The sequence below is a fragment of the Streptomyces sp. NPDC029041 genome (assembly GCF_040637515.1).
In the GTDB taxonomy this organism is placed as follows: Bacteria; Actinomycetota; Actinomycetes; order Streptomycetales; family Streptomycetaceae; genus Streptomyces.
Map to the genome: position 1 here is coordinate 337,534 of NZ_JBEZWO010000007.1, position 25,440 is coordinate 362,973.

Sequence of the window (25,440 nt, forward strand, 5' to 3'; positions counted from 1 at the left end):
GCAGTCTCGCCCCCGCACGGGGCCGACGAGAAGAAAGGCGCGTTGACGGGTGTTCCAGGATTCCCCCATCTACGACCGACTCATCGCGGAGCGCGGTGACGTACCCGCACAGGTGCGCCGCGAGGCCGAACGTGTGAGCAGGGAACTGGAGCTGGTCATGCGGCCCTCACAGTCCCTCGGCTACGACCGCCCGCACTCCCCGGGCGCGGGCTGGCAGCGCGCGGGCATGCTTCCCGGCCCGCGCCCGCAGTGAACCGAAAGACTGCCCGGGCCCGGTCTGCCGCCGGGCCCGGTACTCAACGGACCTTCGCACGGGAGCCGTTGACGTGGGACGGCTGGACCGGGACGGGCCGGGCCAGCCAATCGGCGATGGTGCGGGCGATCGGCTGACCCGTCTCCACCTCGACGAACCCGAACTGCCCGGACTGGTTGCACTCCAGGAACCACCAGGTCCCGTCGGCGTCCTCCACGAAGTCGAAAGCCCCGTACGCCAGTTCGGCCTCGCGCAGATATGCCAGGACGCCCGGCGCGATGCGGGGCGGCACATCGGCGGGCAGCCACGGCGAGCCCGGAGCCGCGAACCGTACGTCGACGTCCTCCGGGTCCGCGTCCTCGGCGGTCGCCTTGCGCGCGGCGAGCATCCGCTCGCCCACGACGGTGAGCCGGATGTCGGCCCGCTTGGTGATCCGCCGCTGCAGCAGCGTCGGCCCGAACGCCACGGCGGAGAAGTCCGTGTCCGGCGCGACCCGGCTGGTCGGCACCGCCCGTGGCGGGTCCTGTGGATGCGCGCCCGACACCGGCTTGACCACCAGTTCCGGGTAGCGCTCGGCGAACTCGCGGGCGGCCCGCGGGAACGTCGTGATCAGCGTCGCGGGCACGGGCAGGCCGCATCTCTGGGCGAGCCGCAGCTGCCACGGCTTGTGCCGCGCCCGGCGGGCCGCGTCGGGGTGGTTCATCCAACGCGCGTCCGAGCCCCGCAGCATGCCGTAGAGCGCCTGACCCGCCTCCTCGGTCAGCCAGGAGGACGGCTGAGCCGCCCGTGCGGCCGGGGCGCCGGGCCGGCGCACCCACACGGACCGGAGCCCCCCGATGCTCACCAGCCGCCCCCCGGCGGACAGATGGCCGCGGAACCGGCCGTGCACGTACTCCCCCGAGAGCGAGACACCACCGGTCAGGTCCGCGGGATCGACCCGGACCACCGGCACCCCCGTCGCGTTCAGGTGCACGACCACCATGTCCGCGGTGACGTCCTCCTCGCAGGTGAGGATCAGTACGGTCATCGTCGGCGGCCCGTAATCAGTCGTCGAAGTGCGTCTTGGAGCCGGCGGTGGACGTCGTGGTGCCGAACTCTCTCAGCAGGGCGAAGTCACAGGCCGCGACCCGGCCGTCGCGGAGCACGTTCAACTGCAGTCCGGCGTCGTACACGTACGGAATGGCAGCTTCCAACTCCACTGCCGGGCGCGCGTAGTTGAGCGCGAACGGTTGCATCGTCTCTCCCTCGTCGGTACTGCGCCGAGCAGGCGATGACCCAGGGGCGAGTCCGCCCCGTCCACCGCCTGATTCGGCTTCCAGAGACTTATACGAGTCGAACGGGTGGTTGGTTTCCTTACTTTCCGTAGTCATCGGCCAGTTGCCGGTCCGGCCCGTGTGCCGAACTGCGCTCCCGTTCGCCGAGGGAGCCGCGGACAGTGCGCAGAGCGAGCAGCAGGACCCCGATGTCGTCCAGGTACACCGGGTCGGGCACCAGATCGGTGGGCAGCACGAGATACAGCACCGCACCCCAGAAGACCCAGCGCGGGCCCGTGGGCAGTCCCGCCTGCCGCAGATCGCGCCGTGCGCGGATCAGCCGTACGAGGACGGCGACGGCGACGGCGAGGACGACGGCCGCGACGACCGCGGCCAGAATGATCACTCGGGTGGTCGTGTCCACGGGGCGCCCTCCTCCTGGCATGCCACGACACGAGGTGTCCTTAGCTGGATTCCCCTTTCCGGCGGCTGTATTGCGGCCGGGGCCCGACATGTCGGCGAGTCGGCGGATTTTCCCGTGCGCATGGTCATCCCGGTGGCTCATCCGAGTGGCACGGGGTGACGGGGACGCCTAGTAATGGTCACCGTAACGTCGCTCGTCACACGACGGGGGGCGCAGGAGCGGCCGCACTCTTCCCACGGAGGTGAGTATGACCACCTGCTCTTCATCACCCCGCTCGAACGAACCCGCCATACTCCACGAGCCGAACGGGTCCGCCCAGCCGTCCGCCGAGACGACCACCGCGACCGGCACGCACCAGGTGGCGCAGACGAGCGCGCAGTCCACGGCCGGCCCGCACGAGACGGACCCGGCGGCAAGCTCCGAGCCCGTGGCCGGTTCCCACCCGGCCGACCGGGTGGCCGCCGAGCCCACCGCCCTCGGCCCCCCTCCCGCGGCCGGTACACCGACGCAGCCGCCCGCTTTGGAACCGGACCGGCCGCCCGCTTTCGAACCGGCGGACCGGACGCCTGTCTTCGAACCGGACCGGCCGCCCGTCTTCGAACCGGACCGGACGGACCGGACCCCCGCCCGGCCCGTCGCGTACGACCCGGACGAGACGGACACGTCCGCCGCCGACGCCCCGGACCGGGCCGCGGCCCAGCCGGCTCCTCCCGTCGAGGACTGGCTGGATCCCGCCGAAGCGATGCCTTCGGCTCCCGCGCCGGACGGCACGGACGCCGCTCACGGGCCCGCCCCCTCCGCTGCCGCAGACCCGGGCGAGAGCGCCGAGCCCGCGCGCGGCGGGGAGAAGACCGAACCGCCGGCCGGGCCCGGCCCGGACGTCGCCGACCGGGCGGGTGCGCGGCCGTTCGTCATCCGGTCGCTCGACGACAACCCGGTGGAGCTCCGGCCCGGCACCGGTCCGGCCTCCGGCGCACCGTACGGCGACGCCGTCAGTGACCTGGTGCACGCCGCCGTGGCCGACCGTCCGCTGGAGGAGGTCGTCGACCTCATCGTCTCGCTGGAGGAGTCGCCCGACCACTCCCGGGCGAGAGTGGACGCGCTCCGCACCGCCGGGGTGCGCCGGTCCGTCGAGGACGTCTCCCGGATGATCGCCCTGCTGACGAAGCCTCCGCGCGACGCCGAATGCGCGGACGAGGCCATCCGCGCCGCGGCCGCCCACCGTCCGGTGGAGGAGGTGACCCGGCTGGTGACCCTGCTGCACAAGGAGCCGCAGGAGCCCCACGTCCGCGAGGAGGCCCTGCGCGCGGCCGCCACCGGCCGGTCCGTCGGAGAGCTGGTCGAGCTGATCGACCGCCTCGGCCTGGAACGGCTGGACCGCGAAGGCCCACGCCCGGAGGAGACTTCGCCGCCCGCGGCCGGGACGGGCGGGCCCGAGGCGCCCGGACGTCCGGGCAAGCGCCGTGCGGTACTCCAGGGAACGGGCCGTCAGAACCACCGCACCCTCGACCGGGCACCGCTGGACCGGGTGTCCGCCACGGACCGGCTGGACCGGGCCGTGTCCTGGTCGGGCTGGCTCGCCGCCCTGGCTCTCGTCGTGTGCGCGGTGGTCCACTTCCCGCTGCAGCGGGGCGACGCGTCCCTGCAGCTGCACGCATTCGCCCTGGGCCTGTCGGTGCTGTGCACGGTGCTGGCGCTGCTGCTGGCCCTGCGTCCCGTGGCGCTGGTCCTGGCCGGGGCGGTGCTGGTGCCCACCGTGCTGGCCGGGGCCCAGGCGTACGGGAACTCCTTCCCCTCGGCGTCCCTGCCCCAGGCCGTCGACCTGGCCCTCGCCCCGCCGTGGCTGGCCGCCGCGGTCGCCGTCTGCGCGGCCCTGCTGGCCCTGGTCGCGTTGGTCTTCCGGGTCCTGGCGCCCATCGCCGCCCGGCAGTGGACCGCCGCCCCGGCGTCCGAGGCGCCCGGCACGGCGGAGTGAGGTTCGCAGCGTTCCCTTCCCCCTGCGGCAGACGTCCGTCTTCCGCAGGGGGAAGATCGTCGGTCATCGGAGACTTCGCCGTCCCGTGAGGGCACCGGTCGAGCACGACGTCGCCCCTCTCAAGAACTGGCCCTGACGGCGGCGTCCGAAGATCGTTCAGCGCGGGCCGCCGAGCCCGTCCCAGTGAGGCAGCGGCGGGCCCGCCGCGCGGGTCACGGCAGTTGCTGTTCCGTCCAGATGACCTTGCCGTGGGGGGTGTAGCGGGTGCCCCAGCGGTCGGTGAGCCGGGCGACGAGGAAGAGACCGCGGCCGCCCTCGTCCTCGGTCCGGGCGCGTCGCAGGTGCGGGGAGGTGCTGCTGCCGTCGGAAACCTCGCAGATGAAAGTGCGATCGCGCAGGATGCGGAGCTGAACCGGACCGGAGGCGTGGCGGATCGCGTTGGTGACGAGCTCACTGACGACGAGTTCGGTGGTGAAGGCCAGTTCGTCGAGACCCCAGGCGGACAGCTGCTCGGTGACCGCCACCCGTGCGCGGGAGACCAGCGCCGGGTCGCTGGAGACGTCCCACTGGGCTACGCGGTCCGCGCTCAGGGCGTGGGTGCGGGCGACGAGGAGGGCGACGTCGTCGGCGGGGCGGCCAGGGAGCAGGGCGTCGAGGACCGCCTCGCAGGTTTCCTCGGGCTCTCGGCCGGGGCGGGCCAGGACGGTGCGCAGTCGGTCCAGGCCGTTGTCGATGTCCCGATGCCGGTCCTCGATCAGGCCGTCCGTGTAGAGGACGAGCTGACTGTTCTCGGCGAGTTCCATCTCCACGGTCTCGAAGGGCATACCGCCCAGGCCCAGGGGTGGGCCGGCCGGCAGGTCGACGAAGTCCACGGCTCCGTCGGGGCCGACGATCGCGGGGAGCGGGTGCCCGGCGCGCGTGAGGGTGCAGTGCCGTGACACCGGGTCGTACACCGTGTACAGGCAGGTGGCGCCGACGATGCCGGAGTCGGCCTGGGCGTTGTCCACCTCCCAGCCCTCCCCCCGGTCGAGGCGTCCCACCAGGTCGTCGAGGTGGGTGAGGAGTTCGTCGGGCGGCAGGTCCAGGGAGCAGAAGTTGTGCACGGCGGTGCGCAGCCGGCCCATGGTCGCGGTGGCGTGCAGGCCGTGGCCGACGACATCTCCCACCACCAACGCCACCCGTGCGCCGGACAGCGGGATGACGTCGAACCAGTCACCGCTCGCCCCGGCCTGTGCGGGCAGGTACCGGTAGGCGACCTCGACGGCGCTCGGTTCGGGCCGGCCATGGGGCAGCAGGCTGCGTTGGAGAGCGAGCGCGGTGTTGTGCTCGCGGGTGTACCGGCGGGCGTTGTCGATGCTGATCGCGGCCCGGCCGACCACTTCCTGGGCCAGGGACAGGTCGTCGTCCTCGAAGGGCTCGGGCTTCTCGGAGCGGTAGAAGACCGCGATGCCGAGGGTCGTGCCGCGCGCCCGCAGCGGCACCGTGATCAGGGAGTGGATGCCGGCCTCCAGCACCTTCCGGAGCCGTTCCGGGTCCTGTGCGAGCCAGCCCTTGGCCGCGGACAGGACGGGTTCGAGGATCGACTGTCCGGCTTCCCAGCTGCGGGCCTGCGGCGTGGAGGGGACGTACCGGAACAGATCGCCGACCTCGTACAGGTGGGACTCCTGGTGGATGGACTCCAGCGCGACCCTGCGGAGCATGGATTCGGGCCCCTGCGGCCCGGGCTCGTCGCCGTGCAGCACGGAATCGGGCAGGTCGACGGCGGCGAAGTCGGCGAAGCGGGGTACGGTCACCTCCGTCAGTTCCTCGGCGGTACGGGTCACGTCCAGGGTGGTGCCGATGCGGACGCTGGCGTCGTGCAGCAGCTCCAGGCGCTTGCGGGCCAGCACGGCGAGCCGCCCGACCCCGGGCTCGCCCACGAGCAGTACCCATCCCTCGGCACCGGATTCCTCTTGGGCATGGTCCGGCTGGACCTCTGGGGACGCAAGCGTCGCGGGAACGGCCGGGGATGTGGCCGTCGCCCTTGCCGTCGGCACGGTCCCGGGCATCGGGTTCGCGGCCCGCGCCCTTCCGGGTGGGGCGATCGTGGCGCCCTCGGTCAGCGTGCCCGGGGAGAAGATCGCCCCTTCCGGCCCATCGGTGCCCCGGGCCGGTACGGTCGGCCCCGCCGGGCCGGTGAGCTCGATGTGACGCAGGCGCGGGCCGCCCAGGACGCGCGCCTCGACGACCACGCCGGTCTCGCCCGCGGCGCCCGTGATCGGGCGCCGCAACAGGGTCGCCACCCTGCCGCCGGAGAGGGTCACCTCGTCGAGGGTGCGGTGCGGTGAGGCGATGAGTTCCTCGGCCTTCTCGCGCAGCACGGCCAGGTCGATCCTGCCGAGACCCTCGCCGTCCTGGCCGTCTCCCGGCTGCCAGAGCCGGTGCTTGGACTGCCGTGGCCCGTCACCGGCGGCGCTGCTTCCTCGCGCGGCCGTCCGGTACGTGGCGAGCAGTGCCCGCTCGCGTTCAGTCGACTGCTGCAACAGCCGCGCCTCGATGTTGTGGGCGGCCTTTTGCACCAGCCGCATCATGGCGGGGTCGCCGTCCTCGCGGAGGCAGGAGATGTCGAGGACAGCCTCGATCCGCCCGCTGAGCGGGTTCCGCACCGGTGCGCCGGCGCATGCCAACACCGACATGCACTCGGCGAAGTGTTCTCGTCCGACGAGATAGGTGGGCCCCCGCCCGGCCAACGCGGTACCTGCGCCGTTACTGCCGGCAAAGTCCTCGGCGGCACAGAAACCTGGAGCGAAGTTCATGTCGTCCAGGAGTGCGGACAGTCGGCCTTTACCGCCGCGCCGCTGCACCACGCGGGCCTGCCCGTCGCAGATGGCGACGGCCATACTCACGTTCGCGAGTGAGGTGGTCAGCTGCTCCAGTACCGGGTCGGCCGCACGAAGCAACGCTTCCTCCATCACCACGTCCGGCGAGTAGGGGACCACCAAGTGGTGCGGCTCGAGTCCCGCGGAACGACATCGCTTCCAGGACTCGAGCACCGAGCCCCGGACATCCGAGTCGACGCGCGCCCCGGCGAAGAAGCGCTCACGGACATCGACGAGCCCGCCGATGTCATCCCAGGCGACGGACAACGGGATCACTTCCCTCGCCCGGATGCGCCCCCGCAGCGCACCGCCGCTCGGATTGCTTGGCGGGGATACTCCGGGCCTTTCCACCCTAATCCTCGTTTGGTGCAACTTACAAATGTTGAGCGCGGCCCCTGAGCTCGTCCTGCGCACGTCAGTCCGTTGCCGGCCTTTCCGTGCCGCTCGCCGTTCTCGGCGGGCGCTCCGCCCCGTGAGTCGTCAGGCGTCCCATGGCCCCTTCGTGGTCGCGCCGTGCGGCGCCACCACGTGTGTAACCAGCAGCCCCCGACGGCGGTTGGCGTGTTGTGTGAGCTCGTCCGTGCGGTGCTGTGGTCAAACGGCCCCCGGCACCCGGCGATCGAGCAGCCCGGTCAGCACTCGGTCCGGCGAGAGCGGGAGTTCACGCAGGCGCACGCCCGTGGCGTGGTGCACCGCGTTGCCGATCGCCGCGGCCGTTCCGACGATGCCGATCTCCCCGATCCCCTTGCTGCCCATGGGGTTGAGCCGGGAGTCCTCCTCGTCGAGCCAGTGGGCGTCGATCTCGGCGATGTCGGCGTGCACCGGCACGTGGTACGACGCCAGGTCCGACTCGGTGAAGTCACCGAACGCCGCGTCCATGGTGCTGCCCTCGGTCAGCGCCATGCCGAGGCCCATCGTCATGCCGCCGACGAACTGGGAGCGTGCCGTACGGGCGTTGAGGACGCGGCCCGCCGCGTACACGCCCAGCAGTCGGCGGACCCGCACCTCGCCGGTGACCGTGTCCACGGCGACCTCGGCGAAGTGCGCCCCGAAGGCGTGCCGGGCGAAGTCGCTCTCGGCGTCCGCAGCGCCCCTGGTGTCGGCACGGACGTCGAGGCCCTGTGCGGGCAGCGGCCCCGGGTGCTCGGCGAGCCGCCGGGCCAGCAGGGCGCACGCCTCGTGCACCGCCCAGCCCCAGGAGGCGGTGCCGGACGAGCCGCCGGCCAGCGACGCCGGGGGGAGTTCGGTGCTGCCGACCTCGATCCGGACCCGCTCCAGCGGCACCCCCAGGGCGTCGGCCCCGACCTGCGCGAGCACGGTCCGGGCGCCCGTCCCGATGTCGGTGGCGTTGATCCGCACCAGGAACGTCCCGTCGGGCCGTGCGTGAGCCGTTGCCGCGGACGGGGCCACCATGACGGGATAACTCGCCGCCGCCACGCCCGTCCCCAGCAGCAGGGGCCCTTCCCGGCGGGTTCCCGGGCGGGGGTCGCGACCGGCCCAGCCGAAGCGGCGGGCGCCCTCGCGCAGACACGCGACCAGGTTCCTGCTGCTGAACGGCTTGCCGCTGTCGGGCTCGACGTCCGGCTCGTTGCGCACGCGCAGCTCGATCGGATCCATGCCGAGTTCGGCGGCGAGCTCGTCCATGGCGGACTCCAGCGCGTACATGCCGGGAGCCTCGCCCGGAGCCCGCATCCAGGACGGCGACGGCACGTCCAGCGCCGCCACCCGGTGCACCGTGCGAGTGTGCGGCGCGGCGTACATCACCCGCGCGGGCACCGCCGCCTGCTCCACGAACTCCTTGATGCGGGAGGTGTGCGTGGTGACCTCGTGCACGACGGAGCCGAGTCGGCCGTCCGCGTCGGCCCCGAGCCGCAGCCGGTGCAGGGTCGGGGCCCGGTGCCCGACGACGGCGGGCAGGTGACGGCGCGGCAGCGACACCGTCACCGGACGCCCGGTGTGACGGGCCGCCATGGCGGCGAGCACCACGTCGGGCCGGGGTGTCCCCTTGGAGCCGAAGCCGCCGCCGACGTGCTCGGCGGTGACGACGATCCGCTCCTGCGGCAGGCCGAACAGCGCGGCGAGCGTCGCCCGTACGACACCGGTTCCCTGGCTCGAGGTGTGCACGGTGAGCCGGCCGTCCACCCACCGGGCGGTGCTGGCGTGCGGTTCCATCGGGTGGTTGTGCAGCGGCGGCACCCGGTACGCGACGTCCACCCGGGCGGCCGCGGAACCGAACGCCTCGTCGGGATCGCCCTGTTCACGCACGGCCGGATGACCGCCGTTGGCCTCCTCGGGCACGTACACACCCGGGTGCGAGACGCTGAGGGCCACGTCGTGCTCTTCGACGTCGTAGGTGACCCGGACGGCGGCGGCACCGGCCCGGGCCGCCTCCAGGGTCTCGGCCACCACCAGCGCCACGAACCAACCGCGGTGCGGGACCCGGGCGTTCTGCAGCACGGCGAGCGTGGGATCGTCCGGCTCCGCGAGGCGCGGCGCGTTCTCGTGGCTGAGGACGGCGAGGACGCCGGGCACCGCCAGGGCATCAGCGGTGTCGACGCCGGTCACCCGGCCCCGGGCCACACCCGCGGGCACGGGCCAGGCCTGCGCCCGGCCGGGGGCGTGGAACTCGGCTGCGTAGCGGGCGGTGCCCCCGACCTTCTCGCGCCCCTCCCGGCGCTCCGCGGGAGCGCCCACACTGCCGGTCATGAGGCCCTCCCGGTGAGTGCGGTGTCCGTGAGCCGCGTCAGCACGTCCACGGCGAGATTGCGGGCGAGCGGCACCTTGTAGGCGTTGTCCCGCAGTGGCTGCGCGGCGGACAGCTCCTCTTCGGCGGCGTGCTCGAACGCCGCGCGGGTCGGGGCCGCACCCAGCAGTGCCTCCTCCGCCCGCCGGGCCCGCCAGGGCCGGTGCGCCAGCGCCCCGAAGGCGAGCCCCGCATGGCCGATGACCCCGTCGTCCAGACGCAGCACGACCGCGACGGAGGCGAGCGCGAAGGCGTACGAGGCCCGGTCGCGGGCCTTGCGGTACGCCGACGGCAGCCCGGCCGTGGCGGCCGGCAGCACCACGCCGGTGACCAGCTCGCCGGGCCGGATCTCGGTGTCCTGCTCGGGCCGGTCCCCGGGCAGCCGGTGGAAGCCGGCCGCCGGAACACTCCGGGCGCCTTCGGGCCCGTCCAGCTCGATGTGCCCGTCGAGTGCGGCGAGCGCCACCGCCATGTCCGACGGATGGGTGGCGATGCAGTGCGCCGAGTGGCCGAGCACCGCGTGATCACGGTGGACACCGTCCCGCGCGCCGCAGCCGCTGCCCGGCTCGCGCTTGTTGCACGGCTTCGACAGGTCCTGGAAGTACGGGCACCGGGTGCGCTGGAGCAGGTTGCCGCCGGTCGTCGCCGCGTTGCGCAACTGTCCTGAGGCACCCGCGAGCACCGCCTGGGACAACGCCGGGTACCGGTCGCGGACGAGGGGGTGGGCGGCGAGGTCGCTGTTGCGGACCGTCGCACCGACGCGCAGGGACCCGTCGGGCAGTTCCTCGACGGTGTCCAGGGGCAGCCGGGTGACGTCGACGAGTGCGGCGGGCGCCTCGACGCCGAGCTTCATCAGGTCGACCAGGTTGGTGCCGCCACCGAGGTAGCGGGCGCCCGCGTGCGCGGCGTACGCGGAGGTCGCCTCCTCGACGCTGCCGGCACGGACGTAGGCGAACTCCTTCACGGGATCACGTCCTCGACGGCTTCGGCGATCCGCGGATACGCACCGCACCGGCACAGGTTGCCGCTCAGCCGCTCCCGGATCTCCTCCCGGTCCAGCCGCACCGGCTCGCCCGAGGGTGTTGCCGGATCGGTGACGTGCGAGGGGTGACCGGCCGCCGCCTCGGCGAGGGCACCGGCCGCGGAGCAGATCTGTCCCGGGGTGCAGTAGCCGCACTGGAAGGCGTCGCGCTCCAGGAAGGCCCGCTGGAGCGGATGCGGTTCCTCACCGTCGCCGGACAGCCCCTCGACGGTGGTGACCTCGCAGCCGTCCAGGGCGACCGCGAACAGCAGACAGCTGTTGACACGCCGCCCGTCCACCAGGACCGTGCAGGCGCCGCACTGGCCGTGGTCGCAGCCCTTCTTCGCGCCCGTGAGCCCGAGATCCTCGCGCAGCAGGTCCAGCAGGACCCGCCGGTGGTCGACCGTGAGCGTGTGGGGTTTGCCGTTGACGCGGAGTGCGGTCCGCGAGTGGTGCTGGTGGTTGCCCATGTCGTGGAGGACCTTCCCGGGCGGGCCGTGTTGCCGTACGGACCGCGTATCCAGGAGGGGGCGACCGACACGTGCGCCCTGCAGGGTGTTACCGCTCCGACGCCACACGCTGAGACGAGGTGCTCTCCTCGCCGCTCTCCTCGCCGCCCGTGTCGTGGCTCTTCTCGTCGCCGGGCGGTGCCGGGCGCTTGACCTTGAAGCGTTCGAACGTCCGGGTGAGCTGCTGGAGCGGGGACGCGGCGGGCGGATCGGACGGACGGGGTCTGGCCGGAGCGCTCGCGGCGGACTCCTGATAGGCGGCCAGGGCCTCGTGGGCGCTCTCGGCCGCCTCCCGGTACAGGTCACGGGACTTCGTCATGGCTTCCAGCGCCTCGGCGTACATGGCGACCAGGCCACGCTGGCGCTCCAGCTCCTCCTGGAGGTTCAGCAGATGCCAGTCCTCCCGCAGCGCGGTCAGGGCGTCCTCGGCGCCGTCGGGCAGAGGCCTCGGGAGTGCGGCGAACCGCGTCACCGCTTCGACGAGGTCCGCCGGCTCGGAGCCGTCGAGGAAGACCGCGCGGACCGAGAAGTCCCCGGCCCGGTAGTGCTCCGGCGCCGGGACCCCGGGCAGGACCACCGCTCCACCGCGCGGCACCTCGACGCCGGTGTCCCGCAGGGCCCAGTTCAGGCCGCGCAGCTGCTGCGGGGCGGCGTGATGCTCCACCACCCGGTGCCGCAGACCCGGCGGCAGCCACCGCGCCACCGGCGCACGCCCCCGGTCGTCGGTGGTCATCGCCTCGTGGACGACCACGTGGATGTGCCACCCGCCGCGCACGGCGTTCCGCAGCAGGCGACGGATCTCCCTGTCGTCCTGGGGGAGGACGTTGATCTCGCCGAGGGCCAACGGCGTGGCGGTGTCCTGGTTCCAGGCGGTGTCCGGCTCCTCGGGCCAGAACACGCCGACGGGGGAGGGCCATGCGTCGTCCCACGGCTGCTCGGCCTCGGCGACCAGGATCCACTCCTGCCCGGGCCCGGCGTCCCCTCCGGGACGCACGCTCAGCCGGGCCCGTACGGTCACGTCGTCGCCGACCCGCCAGCGGGCCTCGAAGACCCGCTCCGCCGAAGCGGTTTCGTCCTCGGGCAACTCGAGGAAGTCGTCGATGGCCTGGCTGTCCTTGCGCTGCTGCAGCGAGCGCCGGAGAACGTCTTCCGCGGAGCCCGGGGCGTGGCGGCCGCGCGCCAGCCACACCGTGTCGGGAGTCATGGTGCGGACGGTGAGGGAGGTCTGCATGGGTCCATCTGTGAACGGGGGTGGGTGCGCCTGCCAGTATCGTCGCCGCGGGCCGACGGGGGCTACCCGGGGTCGCACGGGGCTCCGGGCGCCGGTGGCGTACGTGTCTACGACTCTTCACCTCCCCGGTGGAGCAGGGTGCGCCGCTCTCCGGGCCATGGCCACCGGGCGCACCGGGCCGTCCGCCCGCTCCGGCCCGCTCGCGGCTGACGCCCCCTCTCGCGCGAAGCACCCGTTTCCTCGTCCGTCTCGCCGTGGGTCATGCGCACCGCCTACCCGCGCGGTGCCGTGCCATGTGACACGCGGCCGGTGGCGTGCGACGACCGCGCGGCGTGAGGCGGCACGCGGCAGCGTGAGCCCAGCGGGCGGCGCCCCGGGGTGGTGCCGGGTGCACGGGATGTGCGCCGTGCGCGCGGGGTGTGCGCGCCGCGCGCACATCGGGTGATCTCACCCGTGGTCCGTCCGCCGTACGGTCCCGACAATGATGCGCACGAGCGGGACCCGCCCACCATCCGCATCGGGGCGGGTCCTGCTCGCCTGTACTCCCTCCACCAGGAACGCGAGGGCTTCCGGCGGTTCGCCGAGCCGATGCCCGAGTGACGATCTCGGATGCCTGGCGGAGCGGGGAGCGGGTACTCGTCTCCCGCACGAGCCGGTGCTGGGACGCAGGAGAGGGGACCGGGGGCAGTGGCGGTAAAAGCGATGGGGTGGGCGCACTCGTTCCGTATGTCGCAAGGAGTGCGGGCGGGCAGGGAGTGGACACGCGAGCGCCTCGAAACCCTGCCCTGGGCCGCTGCCGAGCCGGACACGGTGGATTCGGTGGTCCTGGCGGTGTCCGAGCTGATCACCAACGCGCACATCCATGCGCACAGCGACGCGCACCTGGTCCTCACGTGGGACGGCGACTGCCTTCATGTGAGCGTTCACGACGAGGACCCGACCCTGCCGCGCCAGCGTGAACCGGAGCCCGGCGAGGCTTCCGGCCGCGGAGTGGCGATCGTACGCACGCTCGCCGACGAGTGGGCGATGAGGTGCCAGCGGCACGGCAAGACGGTGACCGCGTGCTTCCGTCCCGCCGACCCCGAGGGCGGCAGCGCACGTTGAGTGCTGCTCACCGACGAGGCCCGCTTCCGAAGGAGAAGTGTTGTGTACCTGGCACGAGGGTCGAGTGACGACGACCCCTACGTCTGGCTCTGGGTCCTGGGCGCCCTCGCGCTGTACGCACTGATCAGTTACGGGCTGCAGTACCGCGCCCGTGCCCGGCGCGGTTCCGCCCATCCGGCGCACGACGCCCTGCACGACCTCAAGGACCGGGAGGACCCCCAGCCGCCCGAGGACCGCTTCGTCAGCCGCGTGATCATGCTGTCCGGAGCGGGGCTCACGGGGCTGGTCGCCTACCTCACCCATGGCGCCTTGCGGCTGCTGGCCGTCGGCCTCACCGTCGTGGTGGCCGTGACCGTCTGGGCGTACTACGACCACCGCACGGAGACACGCGCTTCCGCCCGCTCCTGAGGCGGACACGGGGCCCCTCACTCCGGAAGACGGAGGTGAGGGGCCCGTATGCGTCAGCCGGTCCCGGGGTGCTTGCCGGGTCCCTCGGCGCCCGGGAACAGCGGAGTCGGCGACAGCGTCGTGTCCTCCTCACCCGGCTCCAGCAGGGTGTCGGCGGCGCCCACGATGAGGGGGTCGGGTGTGCCCACCGCCTCCTGGTCCTTGCTCGCGTAGTCGATGCGTGACAGCAGACTGCGCATGGTCTCCAGCCGGGCGCGCCGCTTGTCGTTGCTCTTGACGACGGTCCAGGGGGCGTGCGCGGTGTCCGTGGCGCGGAACATGTCCACCTTCGCCTCGGTGTAGTCGTCCCAGAGGTCCAGCGAGGCCAGGTCGGTGGGGGAGAGCTTCCACTGGCGCACCGGATCCACCTGCCGGATCGCGAAGCGCGTGCGCTGCTCGGAGCGCGACACCGAGAACCAGAACTTCACCAGCAGGATGCCGTCGTCCACCAGCATCCGCTCGAAGGCGGGGCACTGGTCGAGGAACAACTCGTACTCGTCCTTGGAGCAGTAGCCCATCACGCGCTCGACGCCCGCCCGGTTGTACCAGGAGCGGTCGAGGAAGACGATCTCCCCGGCCGTCGGCAGATGCGCGATGTACCGCTGGAAGTACCACTGGCCCGACTCGCGTTCGGTGGGCTTGTCCAGTGCGACGACGCGTGCGCCGCGCGGGTTGAGCCGCTCGGTGAGCCGCTGGATCGTGCCGCCCTTGCCCGCCGCGTCCCGCCCCTCGCACACGACGACCAGACGTGCGCCGGTGTCCTTGACCCAGCGCTGGAGCTTGAGCAGCTCTATCTGCAGGATGCGCTTGGTCCGCTCGTACTCCTTGCGGCCCACCTTCCGGTCGTAGGGGTAGTTCTCCCGCCAGGTGCGGATGGGGCGGCCGTCTCCGTCCAGCACGATCGGCTGCTCCCGCCGGGTGGTGTCCACGGTCAGCCCGTCCAGCAGCTTGCCCGCGTCTTCGGCGCTCATCACTCGACTCCCCGTTCGGCTCGCACGGTCGGCACCGAGCGTACGGCGCACGTCGTGCGGACACGGCTCCCGTCGCTGGTGAACGCACACACGGGTGCCCCGCCCGGCCTTGCCCATGTGAGGTGCATGAAGGGGATGCGGCGTTCGGTGTCCCGGCCGTGCGCCTCGAGCCGGTGCCGGACCCCGCAGGCCCGGCTCCGCTGACGCCCCCGGCGGGCCGCGGCCGAGTGGGCCCGCGCTCAGAGCGCGGTACCCGTCTCCTCGGCCAGGGTCTGCACGAGACGGTCCTGGAACGCCTCGTCGTGGACGGCCTCGTGCGGCTGCGACCGCCGGCCGTGGTACCAGTACCCGCCGGTGGTCAGGGCCTCCGGGTCGTCGCTCGACGCCAGCCACTCCTGCGTCCGGTGCCCGAGCTCCAGGTCGTCCGGCGCACTCGGCCCGCCCATCCTCGTCGGCACCCAGCCGGGATCCACGGCGTTGCTCGGCGCTCCGGGGCGCAGCCGGGCCACCGCGGCCGCCAGCGCTGTCACGAACAGCTTGCTGTCGGCGTACGATCCCGCGCTCTCGCCGCGCCAGTCGGTCTCCTCCAGGGCCGACGGGCGCCCGCCGAGATGCGAGCCGCTGCTCAGGTACACCAGCCGGCGCGGCCCGCGCAGGAGGGCGGTCAGCAGATAGGGCGCGACGATGTTGACCGGCATGACCCCGGGTCCGCTCCACACCCCGGCGTTGTGGACGACGGCGTCGAGCGGTGGCAGGGCGTTCAGCTCGTCGGCGACCCGGCGCACGGCGTCACGCTCGGCGAAGTCCCCCACCACGACATGTGCCCCGCGGGCGGCCGGCTCGTCCAGTACCTTCGCCCGCTCGGGACTGCGGGCGTGCACCACCACGTCGTGCCCGGCGGCCAGCAACGCCTCTGCCGTGGCCCGCCCCAGCCCCTCCGCGGACCCGGTCACCAGGATCCGGCGCACCGTTCCTCGCACGCGACTGCCTCCTTCCGCAGGATGTGCGTCGGTTGCCCGATTCCGGGGTCAGGTCGGCGGCCGGCCCTGGATCTGCATGCCCGGTCGGCGGCGGTGGACCGTCACGTACGACAGGCCGCCCGCGCCCGCGGTCAGGCTGCGGACGCTGCCGTGCGGCAGCCAGACGAGGGAGCCGGGCTCCACCGGGTGCGGTCCGGCCGCGGAGCCGAGCGTGCCGTCGCCCGACACGACGAGCAGCAGGACGTCGAGATCGGGTTCGGCATGGGCGTCGATGGTCCCCCGGGGCGGGACGCGCACGAGGTTGGCATCCAGCTGCCGGCCGGGTTCGGCCAGCCGCCACAGCGCGCCGGTCGCCTCCGGGGCGGCTGCGACGAGCGATCCGGTGTTGCCGAGGATCCGGGGAAGAGGAGTGCCGGCCGCGGGGAGCTCCTCCGGGTCAGTCATGGATCGTGCCACCATCCGATACGGGCCTGCCCTGGGCCGGTTCACCTGTGCGGCGGGCGATCCGCGCCTCTCACGGGCGGACGCCCAGAGGAATCTAGCATCGGCCGCGGTCCCGGCCGCGGCCGATGGCGCTCACTCCTCGTCGGAGGTGGTGGGGCGCGTCCGCCCGGGCTCCGGCGCCTCGCCCTGTTGCGCGCGGGCGTGCAGGACGTCGCCGATGAAGAGGTCGTACACCAGTACCCCGATCACACCGCCGATGAGCGGCCCGACGATCGGGATCCACCAGTAGGCGCTGAACGCCCCGGCCAGACTGCCGGGAAAAGCCAGTCCGTCCCATCCCGCCATCCAGGTGAACAGGCGCGGGCCGAAGTCGCGGGCCGGGTTGATGGCGTACCCCGCGTTCGCCCCGTAGGACATGCCGATGGCCGCCACGACGAAGCCGATGACCAGGGGGCCGAGGTTCGCCTTCACAGCCGTGTTGCGCAGGTCGATGATCGCCACGACCAGCATGACGAGGAAGGCGGTGCCCACGATCTGGTCGATCAGCGGCCCCCAGACGCCACCGTTGAAGTACGGCGCCGGGAACGTCGCGAAGATCGAGAACGAGGCGAGGGTCTTCCCGTCGGTCTTCGGCCCCTTGAAGGCGTCGTCGAAGGCGTTGATGGCGTCGTGGTACACGGCGTAGACCAGGGCCGCCCCCGCCAGGGCGCCGGCCACCTGGGACACCCAGTAGGGCAGGACCTTGACCCAGGGGAACCTGCGGCGGACGGCGAACGCCAGAGTCACCGCCGGGTTGATGTGCGCTCCGCTGACGCCGCCGGCCACGTAGATGCCGAGGATCACGGCCATGCACCAGCCCCAGGTGATCAGGAGCCAGTCCCCGGCGCCGAGGAAGAAGATGGTGGGCCCCTCGGTACGTCCCGAGCCGGGCAGCGCCGCCACGGTCATCGCCACCACGCCGCACCCGAAGGAGATGAGGACGAACGTCCCGAGGAACTCGGCCAGGCACTCGCCCGCCAGGCCTGCGCGACGTCTGAGCCTGGAGGGTTTCACCAGAGGCTTGATCTCCACTGCCATGTGATTTCTCCCTGGGGTCGCTGCGGTCACACGTGACGCGTCGTAGTCACGTGGTAACCCGCAGCGTGACCCGCGGCAACCGCAGGAGACCCGCCGGCGACTCGCTCACCGAACGCCCGAGGAGCGAGTGGCGTGCGGCTCCGGCACCCCTCAGGGACCGGGGGGTGTCTCCTCGGCCGACTTACCGCTCCCGGTGCCGAGCCGGACACAGCACTCCCCGGGTTCCGGTGCCGGTACCGCGTCGACCCCGCTGACCTCCAGACCCTCGAGGTAGCCGCTGAGGAACTCCTGGTTCATGCCGCACACCAGATCCGGCGCCCGGGCGGCCAGCGGGTGGAAGGGGCAGTTGCGCAACCGGATCCGGGTCGGGGTTTCCCGCACCGGCTCGTAGCCGTACTGGTCCAGCAGCCGCTCGCAGGCGGTCAGCCCGCGCTCGGGGCCGAGCCGGCCCGGGCGGATCTCGTGCCGTGCGGCCTCGCCCGCCCGCAGGCCGCGCTGCCGCGCGACGCTCAGCGCGGCCTGTGCGGCGTCTTCGCCGGCCTGCGCGGTCAGAACGGCGTCGAGCAGCAGGTCGGCCAGCAACTCGTGCCGCCGGTCGGGGATGTTCACGGTGATCTGGGCGCCGGTGGGCTCGTACACCTTCGGCTGCCTGCCGACCTTGCGGGTCCCGCCCGGCGCGTCGTAGTGGGCGCGCAGCAGGCCGGCGTCGACCAGCTTGTCGAGGTGGAAGGCGGCGAGTTTACGGGAGATGCCGACGCTGGCGGCGGCCTCGTCGCGGGTGACGGGGTGCCGGGCCCGCCGGATGAAGGCGAACATGCGCCGGCGTGAATCCTCGCTCAGGACGCTGACGGAGTCGATGGCGCTGTCGGCCGGAGCGGCCGGCGCGGGCGGGTCGGAATCCACACCACCACGGTAACTCCCACATCGGTGGGAGCGAGAGCTGTTCGGGCTCCCTGGTCTGCGGGCCTTGACGGTGGCGCAGAATAAAGGAAAAATTTGTTGGTGAAACTCCTGGAGGTCACCATGGTCCCGCTCTCACCGCCCTCGGCATCGGAGGCACCCGGCATGACGGCACCCGTGCGGCCCGCCCTGCGGGTGGTCCACGAAACCGACGGGATCGACCTGGCCGCCGCCGAGGTGGCGGCAGGCCGGTTCCTGGAGGCCCTCGGCATCTCCACGGCCTCGGAGAGTCTGCGCGGCACCCCCGGCCGGATGGCCCGCGCCTACGCCGAACTCTTCAGCCCGCGCCCCTTCGACCTGACGACGTTCCCCAACGACGAGGGCTACGACGAACTCGTCCTCGCCCGGCGCATCCCGGTCCGCACCGTCTGCGAGCACCATCTGCTGCCGGTGGTCGGTACCGCGCACGTCGGCTATCTGCCCGGGGCCCGCATCCTGGGCCTGTCCAAGCTGGCGCGTGTCGTCGAGCACTTCGCCTGCCGCCCCCAGGTCCAGGAGCGCCTGACCAAGCAGGTCGCCGACTGGCTGCAGGAGCATCTGGAGCCCAAGGGCGTCGGCGTGGTCATCGAGGCCGAGCACTCGTGCATGACGCTGCGCGGGGTGCAGGCCACCGGCTCCGACACCCTGACCTCGACCCTCCTCGGCCTCCTGCGCTCCGACGCCCGCTCCCGCGGCGAATTCCTCGCCCTGACGGGTGTGGCCAGGTGAGCATGGCCCGGAGCCCGGGACCGTCCCCGACGGTCCCGGGCTCCACGCGTCAGCGGGTCATCGCACCTGCCGCGCAAAGGGCGCGACGGTGATCCGGTCGATCAGCGGCGCGTAGCGGGAGCGGAGCAGTACACCGGGGAAGGTGTCCGAGGCGTAGGTGGTGCCGTCGAAGTTCGGCAGTTCCTCGGAGCGGAAGCCGATCGTGTTCTCGCCCTTCTTCAGCTGTACCGGGACGGTCAGCTCCCAGAAGTTGTTCCGGTGGAAGCTGTGCGGGAAACCGACGCGATGGGCCGGGCCGCCGTTGACGCTGATGTCGGCGTGGCGGGCGAGCGGGTCGGGGTTGTAATGGGTGGCCTCGGACTGTTCGGGGTTGGAGTAGCGGATGCGCAGCGCGTACAGGCCGGCCCGGTCGGCCGTGACGGTGAAGGTCGCGGTGCTGCCGTTGCCGGGGGCCCCGCCGATGCCCGTGATCGCCGTGCCACCGGTGGCGAGGGACAGCGGGGCGAGCGTGGCCGAGCCGGCGAGCTTGGCGTCTCCGGCTTCGTAGGTGCGCGTCGGCAGGGTGCCCTCGGTCGGCGTGACCGTGAGGCGGTCGACCAGGGTCGTGGCCGGACCACCGGTCACCGTCACCTTGTTGACGCCGCCGGAGAGGGAGACCGCCGCACTGCTGCGGCCCTTGGCCAGGCGCAGGACGTCGTGGCCGTTGACGGAGAGCCGGGCGCCCGTGCCGCCGAGGGTGTCGAGCCTCAGGGTCGCCTCGCGGTCGGCCGGGGAGTAGACCCAGAACGTCGCGCTCTGGCCCTTCGCGAGCCGGACCGCGCCCGAACCGGAGGCCGCCTGCTTCACAAGGTCGTACACCGGGCGTGCCCCACCGGCCGGCCACGCCAGTTCGCCTTCGTACACCCGCGTGTCCGCCGAGGCGCGGGGGAGGGAGAGGGTCAGGCGGTCGACGATGGCGTCGCCCTGCGTCGCACGCTTGCCGTCGGCGCTCCTCGCTGCGAGCGTCAGGGTGTGCTTGCCCTTGGTGAGTTCGACCTTGGTGTCGGCGTGGTCCCACACGACCCACTTGTAGCCGAGCGGCAGGTGCAGTTCCTGCTCACCGGCCTCCTTGCCGTCCACCCGCAGGAAGACGTTGGTGGGGCCCTGCTCCTTCACCTTGTCGTAGGTGTTCAGGGAGTTGGCGAAGACGCTCAGGTCGTAGGTGCCGTCCTCGGGCACGTCCACGGTGAAGTCGAGTGCGACGTCCGAGCCGGTGCGCAGGCCGCCGACGTCGTGGCCGCCGGAGGTGTAGAACTTCGACACGTCACGCGGTGAGCCCTCCGGGCCGTTCTTCGACCATTCGGAGCCGGTGTGCGCGGCGTCCTCGGCCTCGTACGAGGACTGCCAGCGCACGGGTGGCGCCTGCGTGCCCTTCGCTTCCCCGGCAGGGCTGAGGACGACCTCGTAGGCCGAGGACTCCTTCAGCTCGGGCATGGCGCCGTCGCCGAAGTCGAGCGCCACCGTGCCGTCGTCCGCGACCGTCAGGTTCGTCTCGGCGAGCAGCTTCGGACCGGACGAGTCACCGACCTGCCCGCTCCACTCGATCTCCCGCACCCAGGCGTGCACCCGCTTGCCGAAGACCTTCTCCGGGACACCCGCGAAGGTGATGTGGCCCTTGCCGGTCGACCCGCCGAAGATCAGCCGCGACTGTCTCCTCTTCTCGTCGAGGGTGGCGACGCCCTGCATGGTGTAGTTCTCGCCCGGGAACGGCGGCGCCACCTTCACCGTGTGGCCGCTCATGGAGGCGTACGAGTTCAGCAGCCACCACTGCCCGTTGCCCCGGTTCGACTGCACCGCGGAGTCGGAGAGGTTGCCGTCGATGTTCCAGTACGCGATGTCGGCATCGACCTTGGACTCCTCGATGGCGGACACCCACTGGATCATCTGGCCCGGCACCGAGGTGTGGTAGTTGAACGCGTACTCGTTGATGTTGATGGGGAGTTGGGTGCCTTCCCGGTCGGTGCCCTTGAACAGGTCCTTCTCCCAGGCCCGGTACGTGGCGACGCTCCGGCGCACCGCCTCCGGGTGGCTGAGCTCGTGCCAGGTGATGACGTCCGGGAGGGTGCCGGCGGCCAGGGTGTGGGTGAGGAAGCCCTTCACCTGGTCGTACAGGACGCTGGTGTTGGGCCCGGCGATGCGGGCGCCGGGCATCCTGCCCTTGATCAGCGCGTACGCGTCGTCCCAGGCGGCGAAGTAGGCGTCGGGGTCACTCAGCCAGCTGACCTTGTCGTAGCTCCACTCGCCGGTGCCGAACATGTTGCCCTCGGGCTCGTTGAACGGCACGAAGACGATGTTGTCCTGGTACTGCTCCGGCAGCTTCAGGACCTGGTCGACCTGCTGGGCGATCTTCTCCTTGTAGAGCTTCAGCTTCTCGGCGGGGGTGTCGCCCGGCCACTGGTACGGAAAGCCCCGGTGGATGTCGGTCATGTAGATGTACACGTCCCCGTCGGTGGAGTCGGCCAGCGGCTTCACCACCTCCAGGGCGTCGGCGCCGGGGTGCTGCGGGCCGTCCTGCGCCTTGGTGGAGACCGTGCGCAGACCCATGCCCTCCATGAGGTTGTTGGTCGGGACGTCCGGCCCGTACACGCCGTAGAGGGTGCCGGAGGCGCCGCCGTGGAACGCGCCGGTGTCCGAGCCGAGGTCGACGGTGAGCTCCCCCTCGCGGACCACGGTGACGGTGGCCTTCACGGCGCGTCCGGCCGCGGTTCCGGAGACCGTGAAGGTCCCCGGCGCGGCGTACTCGTCGGAGGGCACGGCATCCCAGGTGACGGGCGTGTCGCGGTCGTAGCCGTCGGAGAAGGAGGCGCGGACGGCGGCGGGCAGGGAGGGCGCGGTCCCGGTGGTGGTACGGACCTCGAAGGACGTCCGTGCAAGTTCCTGGAGGGTCGGCACGGCACCGACCGTACCGGCCACCTGGTCGGGGCTCAGTGCCGCGTGCCACACCGTGAAGTCGTCGATCGCGCCCCGCAGCAGCGGGTCCGGGTAGAGGGACTTGCCTATGTACCCGGCGGCGGTCGCAGAACCGTCCAGCAGGTCTCCGGCCCTGATGCCCGTCGCGGCGGAGGAGACCGCCACTCCGTCGAGGTAGGTGGTGAGCCGGCCGGCGGCGGTGTCGAGGGTGACGGTGACCGTCCGCCACTCGTCCGCGGGCAGGCTCGCGTAGCCGCGCACCTGGTTCTCCGCGCCCCCGCCCCCGGTGGTCACGGAGGTCTGGAACAGCCCGCTGCCGTTGTAGGGCGTGCTGAACAGGTACCTGCTGGTGTCCGTGCCCAGGTCGAAGATCCGCTGCCAGGGGGACGTGCCGCCGCTCCACTTCACGCGGGCGGAGACGGTCAGGTCGGTCGTGCCGGCGAGCACTTGGCGCGGAAGGCGGACGTACGCGCCGTCGGAGGTGGCAGCGCCGCCGGGCAGGGACAGTGCCTTTCCGCCGGCCGGGCCGTCGACCGAGCGGGCGGTGGAGGCGTTCACCAGGGTCGCCGTCAGACCGTTGCCCGAGCTGTCGGTGATCTTCCCGGAGGCGAGGTTGTCCTGGTCGAAGGAGTAGCGCGCGGCGGGCTGCGGTGCCTCGGCGGCCTGCGCGGGGGCGGCCGGTGCGGCCAGCAGGCCCGCCCCGAGGGTCAGCGCCACGGTGGCCGGGGCCCGGCGCCGCGTGAATCTGTCAGCGGATGGCATGGATGGCGTCCTCAGTCGTCGTGTCGTCCGTCGTGTCGTCGCTTCGTCGAGCAGCGGTCCGGCCCGCACGTCCGTCGAACCGGTTCGATCCGTGGCCGGTGCGAGTGGAGGGGGTCTGTGTCGGGTGGCGGGTGCGCCGGTGCACGGATGGGGACATGAGGGTCTGTCCCGCCGCGACCGAACGGGCCGATGCGTCGAACCGGTTCGCGAAGCTAGCACCGGCACCGCGGGTCAGCAATGGTTGTGACGCGAGGATTCCGGGCCGGATCCCCCCCGACCGGCGGAGTCCGCCCCAGGTGTTGACAGGACTCGGGGCGCTTCCTACCTTCCTGCCATGCGAACCGGTTCGACGAGCCAGGAGATGCCGTGAACATCGGGGAGATCGCCAAGCGTGCCGGTGTCTCGCGGAGCACCGTGTCCTACGCACTCAGTGGCAAGCGCCCGGTCTCGGAGGACACCCGCCGGAAGATCCAGCAGGTCGTCGACGAACTGGGCTACCGGCCCAGCGCCAGCGCCCGCGCCCTGGCCAACGGACGGACCAGCACCATCGGCCTCGTCTTCCCGCCGGCCGGCAACCACTACACCGGCATGCAGCTCGACTTCATCGGCAGTGTCGTGGAGGCCGCCGCGGCCTACGACTACGACGTGCTGCTGTCGCCGAGCGGCGTGGACAGCGACCGGTCCTTCCAGCGGCTGCTGGGGGAGCGGCGGGTCGACGGCGCCATCCTGATGGAGATCCGGCTGGAGGACGACCGGGCCGATCACCTCGCCGCGCTCGACTTCCCCGCCGTCGCCATCGGCCGCACCGCCCACCCGGAGAGCGGCTGGTGGGTGGGCCTGGACCACACCGCGCTGGCGGCGGCGTGCGTCCACCACCTCGCGGACCTGGGCCACCGCCGGGTCGCCTTCGTCAACCGCCCCGAGCAACTCCTGCGCGCCGGGTACGAGTCGGCACACCGTGGCCTCGACGGGTTCACCAAGGCCGCAGCCGAACGCGGACTGACCGTGCGGACGTACTGCTGCGGGGACGACGCCGGCTCCGGCCAGGCGTGCCTGGAACGGATCCTGCGCGACGATCCGGACACCACCGCCCTCGTCACCCTGAACGAGGCCGCGCTGGGCGGCCTGTACCGAGGACTGGCCCGGGCCGGCCGCCATGTGCCGCGCGACTTCTCCGTCACCGGGGTGGTGGCGAGCCGGTGGGCGGAGACGGTGACCCCGCAGCTCACCGCCGCGGACGTACCGGCGGAGGAACTGGGCCGGCGCGCCGTCGAACTGCTCGTGGAGCGGCTCGACCGGCCCGGCGCCCCCGCTCGGCACCACCTGCTGACACCCCCCATCTCGCTGCGGGCCAGTACCGGACCCGCCACCGGCTCCCCACAGCCCTGACCCCCGTCCTCGGCCCCTCTCCCCTCCCCTTTCTTCGAGCACACCACCGCGACGCCTCCCTGCGGTGTGCCCGCTTCCCCCCATCGCCCCCCCGCCACGGCACCCCTGTGCCCAGAACGAAGGAACCCGCGATGCACAGCTCCTCCAGACGGCGTCTCGCCGCAGTGGCCCTGTCGACCGTCCTCGCCGCGGCCGGCACCGCCTGCTCCTCCGGCTCGGGAAGCACCGACACCAAGGGCGCGGACAGCGGCACCTACACCATCTGGGACCCCTACCCGCAGTTCGCCAAGGGCTCGGCGTGGGTGAAGCTGCTGGACGCCTGTGGCGGCAAAGCGGGCGTGAAGGTCAAGCGGACCGGTTTCGACACCAGCGACCTGGCCAGCAAGACGCTGCTCGCCGCCCAGCAGGGCAACTCCCCGGACGTCCTCATCGTCGACAACCCGGTGGTGTCCACCCTCGCCGAGGCGGGCGTGCTCACCACCACCGACGAGAACAAGCTCGACACCTCCGCCGTGGACCCCAACCTCCTCGCGGCCGGCCAGTCGGACGGCAAGACCTACGGCACCCCGATCGGCGCCAACACCCTCGCGCTCTACTACAACAAGAAGATTCTGAAGGAGGCCGGTGTCGACATCGCCTCCGTCAAGGACTGGAAGTCGCTGACGGCAGCGCTGTCCGAGGTCGAGAAGGCGGGCAAGAAGGGCATCACCTTCTCCGCGATCGGCACCGAGGAGGGCAGCTTCCAGTTCCTGCCCTGGTTCTGGGGCTCCGGCGCCGCCCTGACCGACCTCGACTCGCCCGCGGCCGTCTCCGCGCTGTCCCTGTGGAAGACCTGGCTGGACAAGGGCTACGCCCCCAACTCCGTGCTCAACAACACCCAGACCACCAGCTGGCAGGAGTTCGCGAGCGGCGACTACGCCTTCGCCGAGAACGGCACCTGGCAGCTCGCAGCCGCCAAGAAGGCGGGCTTCGACTACGGCGTCCTGCCCATCCCGGCCACCGGCGGAGGCAGCGCCGCGGCCCCGACGGGCGGCGAGTTCGTCACCGTCCCCGTCCAGAGCGACACCGCCCGCTACGCCACCACAGCCAAGCTCACGGCCTGCCTGACCAGCTCGGCCCACCTGTACGACACCGACACCACCCTGTCCTACGTCGCCCCCACCGAAGAAGTCCGGAACAAGCAGGTGGCGACCGACCCCGCACTGAAGCCGTGGGTCGACGCGGTCAAGGCGGCCAAGGGGCGCACCAGTGACGACCTGGGCACGACGTACCCCAAGATCTCCGAACAGATGTGGAAGGCCGTGCAGTCCGCGCTGAGCGGGTCCAAGTCGCCGAAGGACGCGCTGTCGTCCGCGCAGGCCGCGGTCAAGTGACGTGGGGCC

Annotated in this window: 21 protein-coding genes; 7 read left to right on the forward strand and 14 right to left on the reverse strand. The window is 72.3% G+C overall.

Annotation, left to right across the window (positions count from 1 at the left end; all coding sequences use genetic code 11):
* The first annotated feature begins 49 nt into the window (after positions 1 to 49).
* Positions 50 to 253 carry a hypothetical protein gene (locus AB0F04_RS20190; RefSeq protein ID WP_031111422.1) on the forward strand — a complete coding sequence of 68 codons (204 nt, stop codon included), beginning with the start codon at positions 50 to 52 and terminating at the stop codon, positions 251 to 253.
* Between the two features lie 43 nt (positions 254 to 296).
* On the opposite strand, the gene tgmB is transcribed toward AB0F04_RS20190, so the two are convergent.
* From tgmB to AB0F04_RS20205, 3 genes are all read right to left on the reverse strand, one after another.
* The gene (tgmB, locus tag AB0F04_RS20195) at positions 297 to 1,280 is read right to left on the reverse strand and encodes an ATP-grasp ribosomal peptide maturase (RefSeq protein ID WP_362043323.1); all 984 of its coding nucleotides are present in this window, start codon (positions 1,278 to 1,280) and stop codon (positions 297 to 299) included.
* A 16-nt stretch (positions 1,281 to 1,296) separates the two neighbouring features.
* Positions 1,297 to 1,488: a putative ATP-grasp-modified RiPP gene (gene tgmA / locus AB0F04_RS20200; protein WP_053673313.1), complete on the reverse strand. Its 192-nt coding sequence runs from the start codon at positions 1,486 to 1,488 to the stop codon at positions 1,297 to 1,299.
* 118 nt (positions 1,489 to 1,606) lie between these two features.
* Positions 1,607 to 1,930, reverse strand: a complete 324-nt coding sequence (locus tag AB0F04_RS20205) for a YkvA family protein (protein WP_362043325.1) — start codon at positions 1,928 to 1,930, stop codon at positions 1,607 to 1,609.
* Between the two features lie 247 nt (positions 1,931 to 2,177).
* On the opposite strand from AB0F04_RS20205, the gene AB0F04_RS20210 reads away from it, so the two are divergent.
* Positions 2,178 to 3,905 carry a hypothetical protein gene (locus tag AB0F04_RS20210; protein ID WP_362043327.1) on the forward strand — a complete coding sequence of 576 codons (1,728 nt, stop codon included), beginning with the start codon at positions 2,178 to 2,180 and terminating at the stop codon, positions 3,903 to 3,905.
* A 212-nt stretch (positions 3,906 to 4,117) separates the two neighbouring features.
* Here AB0F04_RS20210 and AB0F04_RS20215 read toward each other — a convergent pair whose 3' ends face one another.
* The 5 genes from AB0F04_RS20215 to AB0F04_RS20235 form a co-directional block, all read right to left on the reverse strand.
* On the reverse strand, positions 4,118 to 7,039 hold the full coding sequence (locus AB0F04_RS20215) for a SpoIIE family protein phosphatase (RefSeq protein WP_362043328.1): 2,922 nt from the start codon (positions 7,037 to 7,039) through the stop codon (positions 4,118 to 4,120).
* Between the two features lie 318 nt (positions 7,040 to 7,357).
* Positions 7,358 to 9,469: a xanthine dehydrogenase family protein molybdopterin-binding subunit gene (locus AB0F04_RS20220; protein WP_362043329.1), complete on the reverse strand. Its 2,112-nt coding sequence runs from the start codon at positions 9,467 to 9,469 to the stop codon at positions 7,358 to 7,360.
* Complete coding sequence (locus AB0F04_RS20225) at positions 9,466 to 10,470, reverse strand: xanthine dehydrogenase family protein subunit M (protein WP_362043330.1); 1,005 nt, start codon at positions 10,468 to 10,470, stop codon at positions 9,466 to 9,468. The genes AB0F04_RS20220 and AB0F04_RS20225 overlap by 4 nt, the downstream gene beginning before the upstream one ends.
* Positions 10,467 to 10,997, reverse strand: a complete 531-nt coding sequence (locus AB0F04_RS20230) for a 2Fe-2S iron-sulfur cluster-binding protein (RefSeq protein ID WP_362043331.1) — start codon at positions 10,995 to 10,997, stop codon at positions 10,467 to 10,469. The genes AB0F04_RS20225 and AB0F04_RS20230 overlap by 4 nt, the downstream gene beginning before the upstream one ends.
* Positions 10,998 to 11,085: 88 nt before the next feature.
* Positions 11,086 to 12,267, reverse strand: a complete 1,182-nt coding sequence (locus AB0F04_RS20235) for a hypothetical protein (RefSeq protein WP_362043332.1) — start codon at positions 12,265 to 12,267, stop codon at positions 11,086 to 11,088.
* Positions 12,268 to 12,954: 687 nt separating this feature from the next.
* On the opposite strand from AB0F04_RS20235, the gene AB0F04_RS20240 reads away from it, so the two are divergent.
* The gene (locus tag AB0F04_RS20240; protein WP_362043333.1) at positions 12,955 to 13,371 is read left to right on the forward strand and encodes an ATP-binding protein; all 417 of its coding nucleotides are present in this window, start codon (positions 12,955 to 12,957) and stop codon (positions 13,369 to 13,371) included.
* Positions 13,372 to 13,413: 42 nt separating this feature from the next.
* Positions 13,414 to 13,779: a hypothetical protein gene (locus AB0F04_RS20245; protein WP_362043334.1), complete on the forward strand. Its 366-nt coding sequence runs from the start codon at positions 13,414 to 13,416 to the stop codon at positions 13,777 to 13,779.
* A 53-nt stretch (positions 13,780 to 13,832) separates the two neighbouring features.
* Here the strand turns inward: AB0F04_RS20245 and ppk2 are convergent, their stop codons facing one another.
* The 5 genes from ppk2 to AB0F04_RS20270 form a co-directional block, all read right to left on the reverse strand.
* Positions 13,833 to 14,789 carry a polyphosphate kinase 2 gene (ppk2, locus tag AB0F04_RS20250; RefSeq protein WP_362043335.1) on the reverse strand — a complete coding sequence of 319 codons (957 nt, stop codon included), beginning with the start codon at positions 14,787 to 14,789 and terminating at the stop codon, positions 13,833 to 13,835.
* 239 nt (positions 14,790 to 15,028) lie between these two features.
* Positions 15,029 to 15,769, reverse strand: a complete 741-nt coding sequence (locus AB0F04_RS20255; RefSeq protein ID WP_362043336.1) for an SDR family NAD(P)-dependent oxidoreductase — start codon at positions 15,767 to 15,769, stop codon at positions 15,029 to 15,031.
* Positions 15,770 to 15,817: 48 nt separating this feature from the next.
* Positions 15,818 to 16,213: a hypothetical protein gene (locus AB0F04_RS20260; protein WP_362043337.1), complete on the reverse strand. Its 396-nt coding sequence runs from the start codon at positions 16,211 to 16,213 to the stop codon at positions 15,818 to 15,820.
* Between the two features lie 132 nt (positions 16,214 to 16,345).
* Positions 16,346 to 17,290: an MIP/aquaporin family protein gene (locus tag AB0F04_RS20265; protein ID WP_362043338.1), complete on the reverse strand. Its 945-nt coding sequence runs from the start codon at positions 17,288 to 17,290 to the stop codon at positions 16,346 to 16,348.
* Between the two features lie 150 nt (positions 17,291 to 17,440).
* Positions 17,441 to 18,193 (reverse strand): transcriptional regulator, encoded by a 753-nt coding sequence (locus tag AB0F04_RS20270; RefSeq protein WP_362043339.1) that lies wholly within the window; start codon positions 18,191 to 18,193, stop codon positions 17,441 to 17,443.
* 162 nt (positions 18,194 to 18,355) lie between these two features.
* Between AB0F04_RS20270 and folE the strand changes: the two genes are divergently transcribed.
* Positions 18,356 to 18,958 carry a GTP cyclohydrolase I FolE gene (gene folE, locus AB0F04_RS20275; protein WP_362043529.1) on the forward strand — a complete coding sequence of 201 codons (603 nt, stop codon included), beginning with the start codon at positions 18,356 to 18,358 and terminating at the stop codon, positions 18,956 to 18,958.
* A gap of 57 nt (positions 18,959 to 19,015) precedes the next feature.
* Here folE and AB0F04_RS20280 read toward each other — a convergent pair whose 3' ends face one another.
* Positions 19,016 to 22,669 carry a LamG-like jellyroll fold domain-containing protein gene (locus tag AB0F04_RS20280; RefSeq protein WP_362043340.1) on the reverse strand — a complete coding sequence of 1,218 codons (3,654 nt, stop codon included), beginning with the start codon at positions 22,667 to 22,669 and terminating at the stop codon, positions 19,016 to 19,018.
* 366 nt (positions 22,670 to 23,035) lie between these two features.
* On the opposite strand from AB0F04_RS20280, the gene AB0F04_RS20285 reads away from it, so the two are divergent.
* Together AB0F04_RS20285 and AB0F04_RS20290 are read left to right on the forward strand one after the other, a co-directional pair.
* Entirely contained in the window at positions 23,036 to 24,058 is a 1,023-nt protein-coding gene (locus AB0F04_RS20285; RefSeq protein ID WP_362043341.1) for a LacI family DNA-binding transcriptional regulator, read from the forward strand.
* Positions 24,059 to 24,189: 131 nt separating this feature from the next.
* Positions 24,190 to 25,431 carry a sugar ABC transporter substrate-binding protein gene (locus AB0F04_RS20290; protein WP_362043342.1) on the forward strand — a complete coding sequence of 414 codons (1,242 nt, stop codon included), beginning with the start codon at positions 24,190 to 24,192 and terminating at the stop codon, positions 25,429 to 25,431.
* Positions 25,432 to 25,440 lie beyond the last annotated feature (9 nt).

Bases quoted from the DNA above. Each gene is read 5' to 3' on its own strand.
- AB0F04_RS20260 (WP_362043337.1), bottom strand. From the start codon at position 16,213: ATGACTGACCCGGAGGAGCTCCCCGCGGCCGGCACTCCTCTTCCCCGG.
- AB0F04_RS20235 (WP_362043332.1), bottom strand. From the start codon at position 12,267: ATGCAGACCTCCCTCACCGTCCGCACCATGACTCCCGACACGGTGTGG.
- ppk2 (WP_362043335.1), bottom strand. From the start codon at position 14,789: ATGAGCGCCGAAGACGCGGGCAAGCTGCTGGACGGGCTGACCGTGGAC.
- AB0F04_RS20290 (WP_362043342.1), top strand. From the start codon at position 24,190: ATGCACAGCTCCTCCAGACGGCGTCTCGCCGCAGTGGCCCTGTCGACC.
- tgmA (WP_053673313.1), bottom strand. From the start codon at position 1,488: ATGCAACCGTTCGCGCTCAACTACGCGCGCCCGGCAGTGGAGTTGGAA.
- folE (WP_362043529.1), top strand. From the start codon at position 18,356: ATGACGGCACCCGTGCGGCCCGCCCTGCGGGTGGTCCACGAAACCGAC.
- AB0F04_RS20230 (WP_362043331.1), bottom strand. From the start codon at position 10,997: ATGGGCAACCACCAGCACCACTCGCGGACCGCACTCCGCGTCAACGGC.
- tgmB (WP_362043323.1), bottom strand. From the start codon at position 1,280: ATGACCGTACTGATCCTCACCTGCGAGGAGGACGTCACCGCGGACATG.
- AB0F04_RS20280 (WP_362043340.1), bottom strand. From the start codon at position 22,669: ATGCCATCCGCTGACAGATTCACGCGGCGCCGGGCCCCGGCCACCGTG.
- AB0F04_RS20220 (WP_362043329.1), bottom strand. From the start codon at position 9,469: ATGACCGGCAGTGTGGGCGCTCCCGCGGAGCGCCGGGAGGGGCGCGAG.
- AB0F04_RS20265 (WP_362043338.1), bottom strand. From the start codon at position 17,290: ATGGCAGTGGAGATCAAGCCTCTGGTGAAACCCTCCAGGCTCAGACGT.
- AB0F04_RS20210 (WP_362043327.1), top strand. From the start codon at position 2,178: ATGACCACCTGCTCTTCATCACCCCGCTCGAACGAACCCGCCATACTC.